The sequence below is a fragment of the Pseudomonas lactucae genome (assembly GCF_016937615.1).
GTDB lineage: Bacteria > Pseudomonadota > Gammaproteobacteria > Pseudomonadales > Pseudomonadaceae > Aquipseudomonas > Aquipseudomonas lactucae.
This window is the reverse complement of record NZ_JAFHKI010000005.1, coordinates 1-15,936: the sequence shown is the minus strand read 5'-3', so window position 1 is coordinate 15,936 and position 15,936 is coordinate 1. Positions and strand designations below refer to the sequence as shown.

Here is a 15,936-nt window from a genome sequence, read left to right as displayed (position 1 = left end):
CTGTACATGATCTCTACCTTGCGACGTGGCCTTCTGGTACTGCTTGCAGCGTTGCCGCTGATGGCGAACGCGGCCGGCTCAGCGCACGAGCTGGTGCAGGACACGACCAACAAGATGCTGGCTGACCTGACTGCCAATAAAGAGCAGTACAAACAAGACCCAAGCAAGTTCTACGATGCGCTCAACACCATTGTTGGCCCTGTCGTCGATGCTGAAGGCATTTCCCGTAGCATCATGACGGTCAAGTATTCGCGCAAGGCAACACCTGCCCAGATGCAGACCTTCCAGGAAAACTTCAAGAAAGGCCTGTTCCAGTTCTACGGCAACGCGCTGCTTGAGTACAACAACCAGGGCATCACCGTCGCTCCAGCCGGGGATGAGTCAGGCGATCGCACCAGTGTGAACATGAGCGTCAAAGGCAATAACGGCGCCGTCTACCCTGTGCAGTACACGCTGGAAAAGGTCAACGGCGAGTGGAAGCTGCGTAACGTGATCATCAACGGCATCAACATCGGCAAGCTGTTCCGTGACCAGTTCGCCGACGCCATGCAGCGCAATGGCAATGACCTGGACAAGACTATCAATGGTTGGGCCGGTGAAGTCGCCAAGGCCAAGGAAACTTCCGATAAAGAAGCTGGGAAGACCGTGCAATGACCGAGTCGGCTGTTCGTCTTGGCGAAGCCGGTGAGCTGTTCCTCAGCGGCGTGCTGGATTACCGCACCGGGCCGGACCTGCGCAAGCAGGGCCAGGCGCTGATCAAGGCCAGCAGCGCTCCGGCGCTGGTGGTCGATTGCTCGGCGGTGACCAAGTCCAGCAGTGTCGGTTTGTCGTTGCTGTTGTGCTTCATGCGCGATGCCGATGCGGCCAAAAAAACGGTCAGCATCCGTGCGTTGCCCGAAGACATGCGCGAAATCGCCGAGGTTTCCGGTCTGACCGAGCTGTTGGCACATCCTTAATACACACTTTCAAGCTAGCCCCCCGTCAGAGTCCTGTTATGCGGGGTTCGCAGGCGCGGGGCTTTTTTGTATGATGTGCGACCCGCGCGCACTGGGCGCCGATAGAGGTTGAGCATGCAGGCCAACGAAGTTAAAAGCTTTCTCGAAGGAAAGCTGCCGGAAACGACTGTTGAAGTTGAAGGCGAAGGCTGCAATTTCCAGCTGAATGTGATTAGCGATGAACTGGCGGCACTCAGCCCGGTCAAGCGTCAGCAGCAGATCTATGCCCATTTGAACCCGTGGATCACCGATGGCAGCATCCATGCGGTCACTATGAAATTTTTCAGCCGCGCGGCCTGGGCCGAGCGCACCTGAGCCCCCAAGGCGTCGAGATTCTTATGGATAAATTGATTATTACCGGTGGTGCCCGCCTTGATGGCGAGATCCGCATTTCCGGTGCGAAAAACTCTGCCTTGCCGATTCTGGCGGCGACCCTGCTGTGCGATGGCCCGGTGACCGTGGCCAACCTGCCGCACCTGCACGACATCACCACCATGATCGAGCTGTTCGGTCGCATGGGCATTGAGCCGGTGATCGACGAGAAACTCTCGGTCGAAATCGACCCGCGCACCATCAAGACCCTGATCGCTCCGTACGAGCTGGTGAAAACCATGCGGGCGTCGATCCTGGTACTGGGCCCGATGGTTGCCCGTTTCGGCGAAGCCGAAGTCGCATTGCCTGGCGGTTGCGCCATCGGCTCGCGTCCAGTGGACCTGCACATCCGTGGCCTCGAAGCCATGGGCGCGGTCATCGACGTCGAAGGTGGCTACATCAAGGCCAAGGCGCCGGAAGGCGGCCTGCGTGGCGCAAGCTTCTTCTTTGATACCGTCAGCGTGACCGGTACCGAGAACATCATGATGGCCGCTGCCCTGGCCAAAGGCCGCAGCGTGCTGCAGAACGCCGCTCGCGAGCCGGAAGTGGTCGACCTGGCCAACTTCCTGAACGCCATGGGCGCGAAGGTTTCCGGTGCCGGCACGACACCATCACCATCGATGGCGTAGAGCGTCTGCACACCGCCACCTACAAGGTCATGCCTGACCGCATCGAGACCGGTACCTACCTGGTCGCCGCCGCCGTTACCGGTGGTCGCGTCAAGGTCAAGGACACCGATCCGACCATCCTGGAAGCGGTCCTGGAAAAACTGCGCGAAGCCGGTGCGGAAATCACCACGGGTGAAGACTGGATCGAGCTGAACATGCACGGCAAGCGGCCAAAAGCCGTCAACGTGCGTACCGCTCCGTACCCGGCATTCCCGACCGACATGCAAGCGCAGTTTATTTCTCTGAACGCCATTGCCGAAGGCACCGGTGCGGTCATCGAGACGATCTTCGAAAACCGCTTCATGCACGTGTACGAACTGCACCGCATGGGCGCGAAGATCCAGGTCGAAGGCAACACGGCCATCGTCACCGGCACCGAGAAGCTCAAAGGCGCGCCAGTGATGGCGACCGACCTGCGTGCTTCGGCCAGCCTGGTTATTTCGGCGTTGATCGCCGAAGGCGATACCCTGATCGACCGCATCTACCACATCGACCGTGGTTACGAATGCATTGAAGAAAAACTGCAGATGCTCGGCGCCAAAATCCGCCGCGTACCGGGTTAGTCTCGGGATTGTGGCAAGGGAGCAAGCTCCCTCGCCACAGTTTGTTGTTTACGAGTTCGTTTCAAATCGAGGCTGTCATGGCCTCGATCTGTGTCTGGCGCCGTTTGTGACCGGACCGCAATAGCCTGATGAAGGATTGACGTTTCCCATGTTGACCATCGCACTGTCCAAGGGCCGCATCCTTGACGACACTTTGCCGCTTCTGGCTGAAGCGGGCATCGTGCCGACCGAGAATCCGGACAAGAGCCGCAAGCTGATCATCCCCACGACCCAGGACGACGTTCGTCTGCTGATCGTGCGGGCTACCGACGTGCCGACCTACGTTGAACATGGCGCGGCCGACCTGGGCGTCGCCGGTAAAGACGTGCTGATGGAATATGGTGGCCAGGGCCTGTACGAGCCTCTGGACCTGCGTATCGCATTGTGCAAGCTGATGACTGCCGGCCGTGTCGGTGATGTCGAGCCCAAGGGCCGCCTGCGCGTAGCCACCAAGTTCGTCAATGTCGCCAAGCGCTACTACGCCGAACAAGGTCGTCAGGTCGACATCATCAAGCTGTATGGCTCGATGGAGCTGGCGCCGCTGATCGGCCTGGCCGACAAGATCATCGACGTGGTCGACACCGGCAACACCTTGCGTGCCAATGGCCTCGAACCCCAGGACTTCATCGCAGACATCAGCTCCCGCCTGATCGTCAACAAGGCGTCGATGAAGATGCAGCACGCCCGTATCCAGGCGTTGATCGACACCCTGCGCACCGCAGTGGAGTCTCGACACCGCGGTTGACCTACCTGCGTAGCTGAAAAGCTGCGCCCGTCTATCCGCCTCATAGCCAGAATTCTCAGGTGCCCAAGCGGAAACGACTGCTAGTTTAGGGCGCCTGAGTTTTTGCCAATTCTATTGAGGCCCTCGCTATGACCACGTCCACTGCAATTGCCCGACTCAACGCTGCGACCCGGATTTCGCCCATCATCTGGATCATCTGCTGAGCTGGGAAAGCGTGTCCGACGACTCGGTCAATCAGCGCGTACTCGACATCATCAAGGCCGTGCGCGAGCGCGGTGACGCGGCGCTGGTGGATTTCACCCGCCAGTTCGATGGTCTGGACGTCAAGTCCATGGCCGACCTGATCCTGCCTCGCGAACGCCTGGAACTGGCCCTCACGCGCATTACCGCGCCGCAGCGCGAAGCCCTGGAAGTCGCGGCGGCGCGCGTGCGAAGCTACCACGAAAAACAGAAACAGGATTCCTGGAGTTACACCGAGGCCGACGGCACCGTGCTGGGCCAGAAGGTTACGCCGCTGGACCGCGCCGGCCTCTACGTACCGGGCGGCAAGGCGTCGTATCCGTCGTCCGTGCTGATGAATGCGATCCCGGCCAAAGTGGCGGGCGTGATCGAAGTGGTCATGGTGGTGCCGACCCCGCGCGGTGAAATCAACGAACTGGTGCTGGCGGCGGCCTGCATCGCCGGTGTCGATCGCGTGTTCACCATCGGCGGTGCTCAAGCCGTCGCAGCGCTGGCCTATGGCACCGAGAGCGTGCCGAAGGTCGACAAGGTGGTGGGTCCCGGAAACATCTATGTGGCCACCGCCAAACGCCACGTGTTCGGCCAGGTCGGCATCGACATGATCGCCGGCCCCTCGGAAATCCTCGTGGTCTGCGACGGCCAGACCGACCCGGACTGGATCGCCATGGACCTGTTCTCCCAGGCCGAGCACGACGAAGACGCCCAGGCGATCCTGGTCAGCCCGGATGCCGAATTCCTCGACAAGGTCGCCGCCAGCATCGAGAAGCTGCTGCCGACCATGGATCGCGCCGAGATCATCGAGAAATCGATCAATGGCCGTGGTGCATTGATCCTGGTGAGCGACATGGAGCAGGCCATCGAAGTGGCCAACCGCATCGCGCCGGAGCACCTGGAATTGTCCGTGGCCGACCCACAAGCCTGGCTGCCGTCGATTCGTCACGCCGGTGCGATCTTCATGGGGCGCCACACCAGCGAAGCCCTGGGCGACTACTGCGCAGGCCCCAACCACGTGTTGCCCACCTCCGGCACTGCGCGCTTCTCGTCGCCGCTGGGGGTGTATGACTTCCAGAAGCGTTCATCGATCATCTTCTGCTCGCCACAAGGCGCTTCCGAGCTGGGCAAGACCGCCTCGGTGCTGGCCCGCGGCGAATCCCTGAGCGCCCACGCCCGCAGCGCGGAATACCGCATCCTTGACGACAAGAAAGGTAATTGAGATGAGCAAATTCTGGAGCCCCTTCGTCAAGGACCTGGTGCCTTACGTGCCCGGCGAACAGCCGAAGCTGACCAAGCTGGTCAAGCTCAACACCAATGAAAACCCCTACGGCCCTTCACCGAAGGCGCTGGCCGCGATGCAGGCCGAGTTGAACGACAACCTGCGCCTGTACCCGGACCCCAACAGCGACCTGCTCAAGCAGGCCGTGGCCAGGTATTACGGCATCGACGCCGCCAAGGTGTTCCTTGGCAACGGTTCCGACGAGGTACTGGCGCATATCTTCCACGGTCTGTTCCAGCACGACCGGCCGCTGCTGTTCCCGGACATCAGCTACAGCTTCTATCCGGTGTACTGCGGCCTCTACGGCATTGAGTCCGAGCCGGTGCCGCTGGACGAACAGTTCCAGATCCGTGTGGCTGACTACGCCAGGCCCAATGGCGGGGTCATCTTCCCCAACCCGAACGCGCCGACCGGCTGCGTGCTGGCGCTGGACGCGGTGGAGCAGATCGTCAAGGCCAGCCCGGACTCCGTGGTGGTGGTGGATGAGGCCTACATCGACTTCGGCGGTGAAACCGCCATCAGCCTGGTGGACCGTTACCCGAACCTGCTGGTCACCCAGACCCTGTCCAAGTCGCGCTCACTGGCCGGTTTGCGTGTGGGCCTGGCCGTGGGCCATCCGGACCTGATCGAGGCGCTGGAACGAGTCAAGAACAGCTTCAACTCCTACCCCCTGGATCGCCTGGCGATTGCCGGCGCGTCGGCCGCGTTCGACGATCGAGAGTATTTCGAGAAGACCTGCCAGAAGGTGATCGACAGTCGCAACACGCTGGTCGCGCAGTTGGAAGCCAAAGGTTTTGAGGTGCTGCCTTCGGCGGCCAACTTCATCTTTGCCCGCCACCCACAACATGATGCTGCCGGGTTGGCCGCCAAGCTGCGTGAGCAGGGTGTGATCGTGCGTCACTTCAAGCAGGAGCGGATTGCCCAGTTCCTGCGGATCAGCATCGGTACGCCGGAGCAGAACCAGGCGCTGATCGATGGTCTCGGTGAGCTCTAACAGGCGCTGAAATCAAATGTGGGAGGGAGCAAGCCCCCCCACATTGGTTTTGTGTTGCTAATTAAAGCAGCGGCTCATCCGGCTTCTTGTTCTTCCAACCATCATTACCCGGCAGCAACAGGTTCAAACCAATCGCTACCACCGCACACAGGGCAATGCCCTTGAGGCCGAAATCATCCGGGCCGTGCCGGTGCCGACCAGCACACCGCCAATGCCGAACACCAGGGTCACCGACACAATCACCAAATTGCGCGCCTCGCCCAGGTCGATCTTGTGGCGGATCAGCGTGTTCATGCCCACTGCCGCAATCGAACCGAACAACAAGCACAGAATCCCGCCCATCACCGGTACCGGAATGCTCTGCAGCAATGCGCCGAACTTGCCGATAAACGCCAGGCTGATGGCAAACACCGCGGCCCAGGTCATGATCTTCGGGTTGTAGTTCTTGGTCAGCATGACCGCGCCCGTCACTTCGGCGTAGGTGGTGTTCGGGGGGCCGCCGAACAGGCCGGCTGCCGTGGTGGCAATACCGTCACCCAGCAGGGTGCGATGCAGGCCAGGCTTCTTCAGGTAGTCGCGACCGGTCACGCTGCCCACCGCAATCACACCGCCGATGTGTTCGATCGCCGGAGCCAGTGCCACCGGGACGATAAACAGGATGGCCTGCCAGTTGAATTCCGGCGCGGTGAAGTGGGGCAGGGCGAACCACGGCGCGGCGGCGATCTTCGCCGTGTCGACCACGCCAAAGTAGAACGCCATGGCAAAACCCACCAGTACGCCGGAGATGATCGGCACCAGGCGGAAAATGCCTTTGCCGAACACCGCCACGATCAGCGTGGTGAGCAGCGCAGGCATCGAGATCATCATCGCCGTCTGGTAATGGATCAGCTCGGCACCGTCGCCGGACTTGCCCATCGCCATGTTCGCGGCAATCGGCGCCATGGCCAGGCCGATGGAAATGATCACCGGCCCGATCACAACCGGCGGAAGCAGCCGGTCGATAAAACCGGTGCCCTTGATCTTCACCGCCAGGCCCAGGAACGTATAAACGAAACCGGCCGCCATCACGCCGCCCATGGTTGCCGCGAGCCCGAACTGGCCCTTGGCGAGGATGATGGGGGTGATAAAGGCGAAGCTCGATGCCAGGAATACCGGCACTTGCCGACCTGTCACCACCTGGAATAACAGCGTGCCCAGGCCGGCGGTGAACAGGGCGACGTTTGGATCAAGACCTGTGATCAGTGGCATCAACACCAACGCGCCAAATGCTACGAAGAGCATCTGTGCACCAGACAGGATCTGGCGCCAAAGCGGGTCGTTGAACTCATCCTGCATGCTCACGCGTCCTTCTGCTTGGTGCCGAAGATCTTGTCACCGGCATCGCCCAGGCCTGGGATGATGTAGCCGTGTTCATTCAGGCGCTCGTCGATGGAGGCGGTATAGATCTGCACGTCCGGGTGCGCTTTCTCGACGGCGGCAATGCCTTCGGGCGCAGCCACCAGCACCATGGCGCGGATGTCCTTGCAGCCGGCTTTTTTCAGCAGGTCGATGGTGGCGACCATGGAGCTGCCGGTGGCGAGCATCGGGTCGATGATCATCGCCAGGCGCTCGTCGATTTCCGGAACCAGTTTTTCCAGGTAGGTGTGGGCTTGCAACGTTTGTTCATTGCGGGCCACGCCCACGGCGCTGACCTTGGCGCCCGGGATCAGGCTGAGCACACCTTCGAGCATGCCGATACCGGCGCGCAGGATCGGCACCACGGTGATCTTCTTGCCGGCGATTTTCTCGACCTGAACGGTGCCCGCCCAGCCTTGAATATCGTAGGTTTCCAAGGGCAGATCCTTGGTGGCTTCGTAAGTGAGCAACGCTCCGACTTCCTGAGCAAGCTCACGGAAGTTCTTCGTGCTGATATCGGCGCGGCGCATAAGGCCGAGCTTGTGTCGGATCAGCGGGTGGCGGATCTCGCGAGTGGGCATGGGAAAGGCTCCGGCAGCGGGCAAAAAAACCGGCCTAGATTAATCTATCCGAGAGTGTTGTCCTATAGACATCTAGTACGTTAGTCCATTAAGGCTTGCTCGGAGCGCACGAGAAGCGTACCTTCGCCCGCTTTTCTTGCCACAGCACCCCCTTGGAGAGCGCCATGTCCGCTGATCTCGAGCATATCCGTCAAATCATGCGCGAGGCTGACTGCCTGTACACCGAAGCGCAAGTCGAAGAGGCGATCGCCAAGGTTGGCGCGCACATCAGCCGTGAACTGGCTGACACCAACCCTGTGGTGTTCTGCGTGATGAACGGCGGCCTGATCTTCGCCGGCAAATTGCTCACCCATCTGCAATTCCCGCTGGAAGCGTCCTACCTGCACGCCACGCGTTATCGCAACGAAACCACCGGCGGCGACCTGTTCTGGAAAGCCAAGCCGGAAGTCTCGTTCATCGACCGCGACGTGCTGATCATCGACGACATTCTCGACGAAGGTCACACCCTGGGCGCGATCATCGACTTCTGCAAACACGCCGGTGCGCGCAAAGTGCACACCGCCGTGCTGATCGACAAAGACCACGACCGCAAGGCCCGTCCCGACCTGAAAGCCGATTACGTCGGTCTGCCGTGCATTGACCGCTACATCTTCGGTTACGGCATGGACTACAAAGGTTACTGGCGCAACGCCAATGGGATCTACGCCGTCAAAGGGATGTAAGTCATGGCTCGCTTTCTTGATCAGACACTGTTTGCCGAACTGGCCGAGAAAGCGGACGCCAGCCCTCGCGGGCGTTACCACCATAACTTCCACCAGATGGAAGAGCCGTGTCATCGCCTGGCCGTGGGCCTGCAACCAGGCACCTATGTACCGCCCCATCGGCACTTGAGCGCGGACAAGGCGGAAACCTTGCTGGTGCTCAAGGGTAGCCTGGGTTTGCTGGTGTTCAACGACGCCGGTGAAGTCATCGCCAAGCGCGTTATGCAGGCGGGCGGCGAGTGCGCGGGCGTTGATTTGCCGCCTGGCGTGTTCCACGGCCTTGTGGTGCTTGCGCCTGATACGGTGATGTTCGAGTGCAAGGCCGGGCCTTATCGTCCGGTGGGCGAGGGTGAGCTGGCCGATTGGGCGCCGCGTGAAGGCGATGCCGATGTGGTCGAGTATCAACGCTGGATGCTTGCCCAGTTCGATTGAGCTACAGTGCTGGGCCATCTCGCACGGAGCGGCCCATGAGCCTGTTGATACGCACTTGCGCCGCCCTGGCGCTGACCCTCAGTCTGCCCTTGGCTGCGGCGCCCGCGCCGATGCATGCGCAGTTCCTGCCGCCGGACGATCTGACCCTGCGCGCCGAAAGCCCTGACCAGCAGCAACTGTTGCAGGTCACTGAGTATGCGGTGGTGGTGGGCAACCAGCGTCAATCCAACCAACAGCCGATTCCGGTGACCTCGCCGCTGATGATCCGCCTCAAGGGCAAGTCCCTGAACAAAGGCGCGACCATCAGCCAGGTCGTGCTCAACTTCGACGCCGAAAGCAAAAGCCTGAAAAAGCCGGTGTTTGACGACAAGACCAAGACCCTGACGCTGTCTTATCCCGTTGCCCAATACCGTGTGATCGTCGACCTGCTGCGCAATGACACGCTGTATGTGCAGTTTCTCAGTTATGCCAATGGGCATATCTGGGCGGATTTGCACACCGGGGCGGTCCGTACCCAGTAGTAAAAACACCGCCCCTTTCCACAGGGTTTCTTCAGCGCTTTCGGAGCTTGCGTCTCGCAGGTAGACTTCAAGCCCCGTGTAAATGTCTGCAGGCTGGAGTCGGTAATGCGTAAAGATAAGAAACAGGTGATTGGTGACGAGATCGGCGACGATCAGATCAAGTTGTTCCTGGACTTCGAGCCGGTCGACGCGACTTCACCGTCCCTGCACAAGCTGATCAAGGCCTACCGTGGCCTGCGCATCGACGATTTCGAGCGGTTCCTGGGGTTTTTCAAGGACGCCGGCCTGGACCTGAATGGCAAGGATGAGCATGGCCAGACGTTTGTTGATCTGATCAAGGACCAGCGTAACGCCGCTGAGTACGTTGAGCTGATCGAAAAAGCTCGCGGTTGATTATTCGAGCCATAAAAAAACGCCCCCGAGGGGCGTTTTTTATTGCAGCAATGCCTCAAGCGTAGCTTTCGGCCTCGTTGCTTTGCTCAACCAGTTCCAGGCTGATGTTGTTCTGCGTATTGATCGTGCGATACAGCTCGGCGTCCGTCTCCAGTACCTTTTCCCGAGCCGGGAAGATCTCGTGCAGCTTGGTCGCCCACTCACCGGCAGCTTTGTGCGGGAAGCAACGTTCGATTAGTTCCAGCATGATCGATACCGTCACCGACGCGCCCGGAGAGGCGCCCAGCAGCGCCGCCAGCGAACCGTCCTTGGCCGCGACCAGCTCGGTGCCGAATTGCAGTACGCCGCCTTTTTTCGGGTCTTTCTTGATGATCTGCACCCGTTGGCCGGCCACTTCCAGGCGCCAGTCTTCGGCTTTCGCCTCCGGGTAGAAGCGACGCAGGGATTCCAGGCGCTGCTCCATGGATTGGCGCACTTCGCTGACCAGGTACTTGGTCAGGTCCATGTTGTCGCGTGCCACGGCCAGCATCGGGCCGATGTTGCCGGCGCGAATCGACATCGGCAGGTCAAGGAACGAGCCGTGTTTGAGGAACTTGGTGGTGAAACCGGCGTAGGGTCCAAACAGCAGGGACTTTTTGCCATCCACCACGCGGGTATCCAGGTGCGGCACGGACATCGGCGGCGAGCCCACGGCGGCCTGGCTGTAGACCTTGGCCTGGTGGTGCTTGACCACCTCCGGGTTGTCGCAACGCAGCCACTGGCCACTGACCGGGAAACCGCCGAAGCCTTTGCTCTCTTCGATACCCGAGGCTTGCAACAGCGGCAGGGCCGCGCCGCCGGCGCCAAGGAACACGAATTTGGCGTCGACCTCACGGCTGTTACCGCTGTTGACGTCCTTGATGCTCACCGTCCAGCCGGCGCCGTTGCGCTTGAGACCGGTGACGCGCTTGCAGTATTTGACCTGGGCGTCCGGCGAGCTGGTCAGGTGGCCGAGCAATTGGTTGGTCAGGGCGCCGAAGTTGACGTCGGTGCCGTTCATGACGCGAGTGGCGGCGATTTTTTCGTCGAGCGGGCGGCCCGGCATCATCAGCGGCATCCACTCAGCCATTTCGCCGCGGTCTTCGGTGTAGTGCATATCCGAAAACGCGTGGTGCCGGCTGAGGGTTTCAAAGCGCTTCTTGAGGAACGAAACGCCTTTTTCACCCTGCACGAAGCTCAGGTGCGGCACTGGGCTGATAAAGGATTTGGACGAGCCAAAGGTGCCCTTTTTGGTCAGGTACGCCCAGAACTGCTTCGACACCTCGAACTGGGTGTTGATGTGGATGGCTTTCTTGATGTCGATGGAGCCATCGGCGGCCTGGGGCGTGTAGTTCAGCTCACACAGCCCGGCGTGGCCGGTACCGGCGTTGTTCCACGGGTTGGAACTCTCCGCGGCACCCGAATCCATCAGCTCAACGACTTCCAGCGTGAGGCCGGGGTCGAGCTCTTTGAGCAGTACGGCCAGGGTGGCACTCATGATGCCGGCCCCTACCAGAACTACGTCGACTGCTTCGTTATGCGCCATTTAACGCGTCTCCAAAATCTGCAGCACCAAATTGACGGCATGGCTGCCAGGAGTGACGGGGCGGTTCACGTGTTGCCCCAGGTTACCCATGGCCAGGATCGCCATGTCCGTTTCGCAATTCTTTGCAACGTCAGCGCACGCTTCCTGCCTGCCTCATTCGCCTATGAACGCATTCATGGGCGTCTGTGGCAATTCGACTTATGGTCAAAGCGTGCAATTCGTGCAATCAATCCGTAGCGGACAGGCTCAAGCTCCGGTGATTGAGGAATACTCGGTCCTGTGTGATTGGGCTGTTCCAGACGCTGATGGTGCTTGTACAAACGCCAAACTATTCATTTGCTCGCCACACTCTTGTGAAGTTGTGAAAACCCGTTTTTTCACGCTCTTTTGAAGACGTGAACCTCAAAAAAGGGCTGCCCCGGCCTGGCACGGTGGCCGAGCGCAATGGCAGCTCTGGCAGATTCGGTAGAGGCGGGTGGTTTGCAAAGGAAACAGCAAGCGCGCCAGCTTCACTCGATCTGTGTGGGCGGCTCTCTGTGGGCGATTCTTGGGGGTTAATACCGAGGCATTAACGTGCTGCGAGGCCCGATCAGGAGACGTCCTTATAATCGGGGGGAGATTGTAGCGAAGAACGTCAGGGAAATGGGCGTGTTTTATGACTTTTATTAGGTATTCGGTCAGGCGGCCAACGGCTGGTGCCGCGACGACTGCACGGGGCGTGCGCTGACACGGGCGCGGGCGGGCAGCGGCTGGTGCATCCAGCTCAGGCGAATTTCATCGATTTCCACCCAGCCTTCGCCTACGGGCGGCTGGCTGCATTCCTTGAACGCCTGGCAGCGGCCTTGCGCATCAAGTCGGGCAAACCGGCGAGGGGCGGGCTTGCGGCTAAACAGCGAGAAGAGAAATTGCATGGCAATGGACCTCCTGAGATTGAGGCCAAGCGTGCCTTGCCGGGATGACGAGCCGATGTAACGGCGATGACATATCGGTGACAGCGAACCGCGGTCGGATCAGTGGGTCATAGGTTGTAACTGATGCTGGTTCCCTGCGGCGGCGCCCCGTTATACTGCCGGCCTGTCGGTACCTGATTTTCTGGAGAGAAGCGCATGTTGCAACGCCTGTTGTTCGGTTTGATCACTGTGACCAGCTTGACCCTGGTTGGCTGCGCCAACAGCCCGCAACAACTCAGCCCGCAACCGAAGCTCACCACGCAGTTGGCCCCGGTGGGTCACGGCCAGCCGGTGTCGGTGCGGGTGGTGGATGGTCGTCCGTCGCCGACCTTGGGTTCCCGTGGTGGCTTGTACCCCGAGACCGCGCTCATTTCCGTGACCGGCCAGGACGTGCTGCCCAAGCTGCAGGCCCAGGCTGAAGCCGCCGTACGCCTGCTGGGCTTCACGCCGAGCCCTAACGCGCCGGGCGCTCCCCAGTTGACCATTACCCTGGCCGAACTGAAGTATCAGTCGCCCAAGGAAGGCCTCTATGTGACTGAAGCCGCCATCGGCGCAACCTTCAAGTCCGACGTCACCGCCGGCACCCGTCGCTACAGCGGCCGTTACGGTGCGTCGCTGAACCAGCGCTTTGGCATGTCGCCGAACCAGGAGACCAACACAAAGCTGGTCAGCGATGTCCTGAGTGACGCGTTGACGCGTCTATTCAAGGACCCCAGCATCGGTTCGCTGCTCAGTTCGCAATAACCCTCCAACAAAAAAACCGACTCAGTGATGAGTCCGGTTTTTTTGTGCCTGATCGTTCAAGCGGCGGTGTCGATACAGAAGTCCAGCAGGCTCACGCCCGTCAACAGGTCGGCCTCCGGCAAGTCCGCATGCTGGTGCCCGCCAAGGGCGCAATACACCAGCCAGTGGCGATCCTGAACGTTGAACGCCAGACCTCCGATCAGCGCTTCCTGCTCATCGCTTTGGGCAATCAGATACAGCCGATCCTGGTTGTGCGCGTGCAACATGACAAGCTCCCGTATGTTCGAAGGGCAACAGAGTGGCTTGTTAAGGTGACGTTCAGGTGACGCTGTAAATTACTGGATACATTAGCCGTTCATGGGGGATGGAGCATTTTTGGTGCTGGACGCCACTATCGTTCAGGTTTGTAGCTGAGCCGATACCCGGATACTGCGTCACTGAGGTTTGCGATGGCACTGCCCGCACTTTTGACCAACGTTGTAGCGTTAGCCGTGGCCCTGCCGGGTGCCGCGCTGTTGTGCATGACCCGCCTGCGCGAGCAACGCGCGATGGCCGACCTGGCCACGCAAAGTGAAGACCGCGCGATCGACCAACCCATGCTGTTTCTGGATGTGCGCACCGAGCGGGCGAACCGTGTGGCGTACCGAATCGGCTTCGCCTGCCTTGGGCTGGCGCTGAGCATCTCCTGGCTCAGCACTCATATCTAAGGACACCGCCACACACATTGTTTGCTCTGTGTTTACAGGGCAATGCCTGCTTTAACACGGTACTGGTTACGCACCGGCGTCGCATACTGCACCACCAGGTAGGGCCGGTGTTCTGCCGGGCACTCGTTCAAGCGCCGCTCCCATTCCGCTTTCGCCTTGGCCAGTTCCTCCGCTGGGAACAGCTCGGCCGCTTCGGGCACCTGCAGTTGCGGGTCGGCGTCGCTCCACTGGGCGTAGGCCAGGTAGTGCACCGGGAACAACCGATAACCGCTCAGAATCTGCCGGTCCATTTCCACGGCCAGTACCTTGGTGTCTTCGAAACGCTCGGTAATCGGCGGCGCGAAGTTGATATGCACGCGGCCTTTGTAGCCGGTAATGCCCAAGGCAATGCTCACGTCATCCTCGCCCGGCGCCTTGACGTAGGTGCCGGTGGTGGCGCGTATATACAGCTCGCGTGCCTTGGCCGAGTCACACGGGTCGTACTCGTAGCTGATGGACACCGGCGTCAGGTTCAGCGACTGGATCACTTCGGCGAACGGCTCGTCCTTGCGGCTGACGTGGAACATCTTGAGGATCGCCGATTCGGTGCGGTCATCCCCATCCTTGGCACGGCCTTCGGCTTGGGCGATCCAGATCGACTGGCAATCGTGGCGGATCGAATGGTTGATGTAGGCCGACAGCAGGTTGAATGCCGCCATCTTCTCCTTTCGCCCGGTGATCGAACGGTGCACGATAAAGCTCTTGTTCAGGCGCATCAGGTCGCTGACAAACGGCTTTTGCAGCAGGTTGTCGCCGATGGCGATACGCGGCGTCGGCAGGCCGGCGTGGTACACGGCGTAGTTGACGAAGGCCGGGTCCATCACGATATCGCGGTGGTTGGCCAGGAACAGGTAGGCGGTGCCCGATTTGAGCTGTTCGACGCCGGTATAGGTCACGCCGTCGGTCGCCCGGTCGATGGTGTGGTCGACGTAGTACTCGACTTTATCCTGCAGCGTCGCCACGGTGGTGACACCAGCGAATTCACGGCGCAGCTTGCGGGCGATCATCGGCTTGAGCAGCCAGCCCAGGGGGCCGGCGAAGCGTGGGAAGCGGAAGTGGGTCAGGATGTCCAGAAAGGCCTTGTCACTGAACAGCCGGTCCAGCACTGCCGGGACTTCGCTGTCGTTGTAAGGTCGGATGGTATCGAATTCGCCCATCATGCTCTCTTGTTAGAAACGGCTAGGGTAAGTAAAGGAAATACCAGGGTGCGGACCAGGTAATGGGCCTGGCCGAAAATAACCCTGTAAATAGACCGGCGATTATACGCACAAGTCACTTGGGAGACTGCGATGCTGGAAACTGCGACGTACGATTGTCCTTATTGTGGTGAAGAGGTCGAGACGGCGGTGGATTTGTCCGGCGGAGATCAGGCTTACATAGAAGACTGTCAGGTGTGTTGCAGACCGGTCATTTTCGACCTGCAGGTACATGGTGACGAGTGGATGCTCGAGGTCCGTAGCGAAAATGAATAGCGGGTAAGGCGATGCAGCGAATCTACGAACCGGAAAACCTCATGGAAGGCGAGTTGCTGCAACAGATGCTCGCCAGCGAGGGCATTGAGGCGCATCTGGTGGGGCGCCATTTGCTCGGCGGCACCGGCGAGCTGCCGATCTTCGGCTTGTTGGGGTTGGAAGTGGATAACGACCGAGCCGTCGATGCCCGCGAGCTGATTACTGCCTATATCGGCGCGCAACCCTTGCCCGGCGATGAACCCGACAGCTTTCCCGACGTGCTGGTCTGTTAGGCTGTCGGTCGGTTTACCCAAGAGTCGTGTTGCCCCATGTGTGGACGTTATGCCCTGTTTCGCTGGAATCCCGCCTTTGCTGCCTTGCCGGGCTTTCCGGCCGACCAGCAGGCCCAGTGGAACATCTCCCCAAATGATTCGGTGCTGATCCAGCGCGCCGGCGCGGGCCAGCGCACCCTGGCCGCGCCCGCTGGGGCCTCACGCCGCCCTGGCTCA

General features: G+C 60.4%; 18 protein-coding genes and 4 pseudogenes. 16 read left to right on the top strand and 6 right to left on the bottom strand.

The window, feature by feature from the left end; all coding sequences use genetic code 11:
• Positions 1–6: 6 nt before the first annotated feature.
• From JWR98_RS00955 to hisC, 7 genes and pseudogenes are all read left to right on the top strand, one after another.
• Complete coding sequence (locus tag JWR98_RS00955) at positions 7–654, top strand: MlaC/ttg2D family ABC transporter substrate-binding protein (RefSeq protein WP_078731589.1); 648 nt, start codon at positions 7–9, stop codon at positions 652–654.
• Entirely contained in the window at positions 651–956 is a 306-nt protein-coding gene (locus JWR98_RS00950) for an STAS domain-containing protein (RefSeq protein WP_078731590.1), read from the top strand. The genes JWR98_RS00955 and JWR98_RS00950 overlap by 4 nt, the downstream gene beginning before the upstream one ends.
• 114 nt (positions 957–1,070) lie before the next feature.
• The gene (locus tag JWR98_RS00945) at positions 1,071–1,310 is read left to right on the top strand and encodes a BolA family protein (RefSeq protein WP_003171818.1); all 240 of its coding nucleotides are present in this window, start codon (positions 1,071–1,073) and stop codon (positions 1,308–1,310) included.
• A 23-nt stretch (positions 1,311–1,333) separates the two neighbouring features.
• A pseudogene (murA, locus tag JWR98_RS00940) lies at positions 1,334–2,598 on the top strand (UDP-N-acetylglucosamine 1-carboxyvinyltransferase).
• Positions 2,599–2,746: 148 nt separating this feature from the next.
• A complete protein-coding gene (hisG, locus tag JWR98_RS00935; protein ID WP_003171824.1) occupies positions 2,747–3,382 on the top strand; it encodes an ATP phosphoribosyltransferase in 636 nt (211 codons plus the stop codon).
• Positions 3,383–3,510: 128 nt separating this feature from the next.
• A pseudogene (hisD, locus tag JWR98_RS00930) lies at positions 3,511–4,835 on the top strand (histidinol dehydrogenase).
• 1 nt (position 4,836) lies between these two features.
• Complete coding sequence (gene hisC / locus JWR98_RS00925; protein ID WP_078823276.1) at positions 4,837–5,889, top strand: histidinol-phosphate transaminase; 1,053 nt, start codon at positions 4,837–4,839, stop codon at positions 5,887–5,889.
• 61 nt (positions 5,890–5,950) lie between these two features.
• Here the strand turns inward: hisC and JWR98_RS00920 are convergent.
• Both JWR98_RS00920 and upp read right to left on the bottom strand, forming a co-directional pair.
• Positions 5,951–7,224 (bottom strand): annotated as a pseudogene (locus JWR98_RS00920) (uracil-xanthine permease family protein).
• Positions 7,225–7,226: 2 nt separating this feature from the next.
• Complete coding sequence (upp, locus tag JWR98_RS00915; protein WP_003171828.1) at positions 7,227–7,865, bottom strand: uracil phosphoribosyltransferase; 639 nt, start codon at positions 7,863–7,865, stop codon at positions 7,227–7,229.
• A gap of 164 nt (positions 7,866–8,029) precedes the next feature.
• On the opposite strand from upp, the gene JWR98_RS00910 reads away from it, so the two are divergent.
• The 4 genes from JWR98_RS00910 to JWR98_RS00895 all read left to right on the top strand — a co-directional run bounded on the left by JWR98_RS00910 (position 8,030) and on the right by JWR98_RS00895 (position 9,972).
• Positions 8,030–8,587: a hypoxanthine-guanine phosphoribosyltransferase gene (locus JWR98_RS00910; protein ID WP_003171830.1), complete on the top strand. Its 558-nt coding sequence runs from the start codon at positions 8,030–8,032 to the stop codon at positions 8,585–8,587.
• Between the two features lie 3 nt (positions 8,588–8,590).
• Positions 8,591–9,058 (top strand): WbuC family cupin fold metalloprotein, encoded by a 468-nt coding sequence (locus JWR98_RS00905; protein ID WP_078731593.1) that lies wholly within the window; start codon positions 8,591–8,593, stop codon positions 9,056–9,058.
• A gap of 35 nt (positions 9,059–9,093) precedes the next feature.
• On the top strand, positions 9,094–9,579 hold the full coding sequence (locus tag JWR98_RS00900) for a hypothetical protein (RefSeq protein WP_003171832.1): 486 nt from the start codon (positions 9,094–9,096) through the stop codon (positions 9,577–9,579).
• Positions 9,580–9,684: 105 nt separating this feature from the next.
• Entirely contained in the window at positions 9,685–9,972 is a 288-nt protein-coding gene (locus tag JWR98_RS00895) for a PA4642 family protein (RefSeq protein ID WP_078731594.1), read from the top strand.
• Positions 9,973–10,027: 55 nt separating this feature from the next.
• Here JWR98_RS00895 and mqo read toward each other — a convergent pair whose 3' ends face one another.
• Complete coding sequence (gene mqo, locus JWR98_RS00890) at positions 10,028–11,536, bottom strand: malate dehydrogenase (quinone) (protein ID WP_078731595.1); 1,509 nt, start codon at positions 11,534–11,536, stop codon at positions 10,028–10,030.
• 677 nt (positions 11,537–12,213) lie between these two features.
• The gene (locus tag JWR98_RS00885; protein ID WP_078731596.1) at positions 12,214–12,447 is read right to left on the bottom strand and encodes a hypothetical protein; all 234 of its coding nucleotides are present in this window, start codon (positions 12,445–12,447) and stop codon (positions 12,214–12,216) included.
• A 195-nt stretch (positions 12,448–12,642) separates the two neighbouring features.
• Here JWR98_RS00885 and JWR98_RS00880 point away from each other — a divergent pair, with 195 nt between their 5' ends.
• Positions 12,643–13,230: a YajG family lipoprotein gene (locus tag JWR98_RS00880; RefSeq protein WP_053131509.1), complete on the top strand. Its 588-nt coding sequence runs from the start codon at positions 12,643–12,645 to the stop codon at positions 13,228–13,230.
• A 56-nt stretch (positions 13,231–13,286) separates the two neighbouring features.
• Here the strand turns inward: JWR98_RS00880 and JWR98_RS00875 are convergent, their stop codons facing one another.
• Positions 13,287–13,496: a hypothetical protein gene (locus JWR98_RS00875; protein ID WP_078731597.1), complete on the bottom strand. Its 210-nt coding sequence runs from the start codon at positions 13,494–13,496 to the stop codon at positions 13,287–13,289.
• A 183-nt stretch (positions 13,497–13,679) separates the two neighbouring features.
• On the opposite strand from JWR98_RS00875, the gene JWR98_RS00870 reads away from it, so the two are divergent.
• Positions 13,680–13,937 carry a hypothetical protein gene (locus tag JWR98_RS00870; protein ID WP_205489140.1) on the top strand — a complete coding sequence of 86 codons (258 nt, stop codon included), beginning with the start codon at positions 13,680–13,682 and terminating at the stop codon, positions 13,935–13,937.
• A gap of 32 nt (positions 13,938–13,969) precedes the next feature.
• On the opposite strand, the gene JWR98_RS00865 is transcribed toward JWR98_RS00870, so the two are convergent.
• Entirely contained in the window at positions 13,970–15,133 is a 1,164-nt protein-coding gene (locus JWR98_RS00865) for a 1-acyl-sn-glycerol-3-phosphate acyltransferase (protein ID WP_179119879.1), read from the bottom strand.
• A 132-nt stretch (positions 15,134–15,265) separates the two neighbouring features.
• Here JWR98_RS00865 and JWR98_RS00860 point away from each other — a divergent pair, with 132 nt between their 5' ends.
• From JWR98_RS00860 to JWR98_RS00850, 3 genes and pseudogenes are all read left to right on the top strand, one after another.
• On the top strand, positions 15,266–15,448 hold the full coding sequence (locus JWR98_RS00860) for a CPXCG motif-containing cysteine-rich protein (protein WP_205489139.1): 183 nt from the start codon (positions 15,266–15,268) through the stop codon (positions 15,446–15,448).
• 11 nt (positions 15,449–15,459) lie between these two features.
• Positions 15,460–15,720, top strand: a complete 261-nt coding sequence (locus tag JWR98_RS00855; RefSeq protein ID WP_003171843.1) for a putative signal transducing protein — start codon at positions 15,460–15,462, stop codon at positions 15,718–15,720.
• Positions 15,721–15,756: 36 nt separating this feature from the next.
• A pseudogene (locus tag JWR98_RS00850) lies at positions 15,757–15,936 on the top strand (SOS response-associated peptidase family protein); the annotation flags it as partial.

Coding starts and splice junctions, on each gene's coding strand:
- JWR98_RS00875 (WP_078731597.1), bottom strand. CDS start 13,496: ATGTTGCACGCGCACAACCAGGATCGGCTGTATCTGATTGCCCAAAGC.
- hisG (WP_003171824.1), top strand. CDS start 2,747: ATGTTGACCATCGCACTGTCCAAGGGCCGCATCCTTGACGACACTTTG.
- mqo (WP_078731595.1), bottom strand. CDS start 11,536: ATGGCGCATAACGAAGCAGTCGACGTAGTTCTGGTAGGGGCCGGCATC.
- JWR98_RS00950 (WP_078731590.1), top strand. CDS start 651: ATGACCGAGTCGGCTGTTCGTCTTGGCGAAGCCGGTGAGCTGTTCCTC.
- JWR98_RS00900 (WP_003171832.1), top strand. CDS start 9,094: ATGAGCCTGTTGATACGCACTTGCGCCGCCCTGGCGCTGACCCTCAGT.
- JWR98_RS00885 (WP_078731596.1), bottom strand. CDS start 12,447: ATGCAATTTCTCTTCTCGCTGTTTAGCCGCAAGCCCGCCCCTCGCCGG.
- upp (WP_003171828.1), bottom strand. CDS start 7,865: ATGCCCACTCGCGAGATCCGCCACCCGCTGATCCGACACAAGCTCGGC.
- JWR98_RS00895 (WP_078731594.1), top strand. CDS start 9,685: ATGCGTAAAGATAAGAAACAGGTGATTGGTGACGAGATCGGCGACGAT.
- JWR98_RS00880 (WP_053131509.1), top strand. CDS start 12,643: ATGTTGCAACGCCTGTTGTTCGGTTTGATCACTGTGACCAGCTTGACC.
- JWR98_RS00955 (WP_078731589.1), top strand. CDS start 7: ATGATCTCTACCTTGCGACGTGGCCTTCTGGTACTGCTTGCAGCGTTG.
- JWR98_RS00860 (WP_205489139.1), top strand. CDS start 15,266: ATGCTGGAAACTGCGACGTACGATTGTCCTTATTGTGGTGAAGAGGTC.
- JWR98_RS00870 (WP_205489140.1), top strand. CDS start 13,680: ATGGCACTGCCCGCACTTTTGACCAACGTTGTAGCGTTAGCCGTGGCC.
- JWR98_RS00905 (WP_078731593.1), top strand. CDS start 8,591: ATGGCTCGCTTTCTTGATCAGACACTGTTTGCCGAACTGGCCGAGAAA.
- JWR98_RS00945 (WP_003171818.1), top strand. CDS start 1,071: ATGCAGGCCAACGAAGTTAAAAGCTTTCTCGAAGGAAAGCTGCCGGAA.
- JWR98_RS00865 (WP_179119879.1), bottom strand. CDS start 15,133: ATGGGCGAATTCGATACCATCCGACCTTACAACGACAGCGAAGTCCCG.
- hisC (WP_078823276.1), top strand. CDS start 4,837: ATGAGCAAATTCTGGAGCCCCTTCGTCAAGGACCTGGTGCCTTACGTG.
- JWR98_RS00855 (WP_003171843.1), top strand. CDS start 15,460: ATGCAGCGAATCTACGAACCGGAAAACCTCATGGAAGGCGAGTTGCTG.
- JWR98_RS00910 (WP_003171830.1), top strand. CDS start 8,030: ATGTCCGCTGATCTCGAGCATATCCGTCAAATCATGCGCGAGGCTGAC.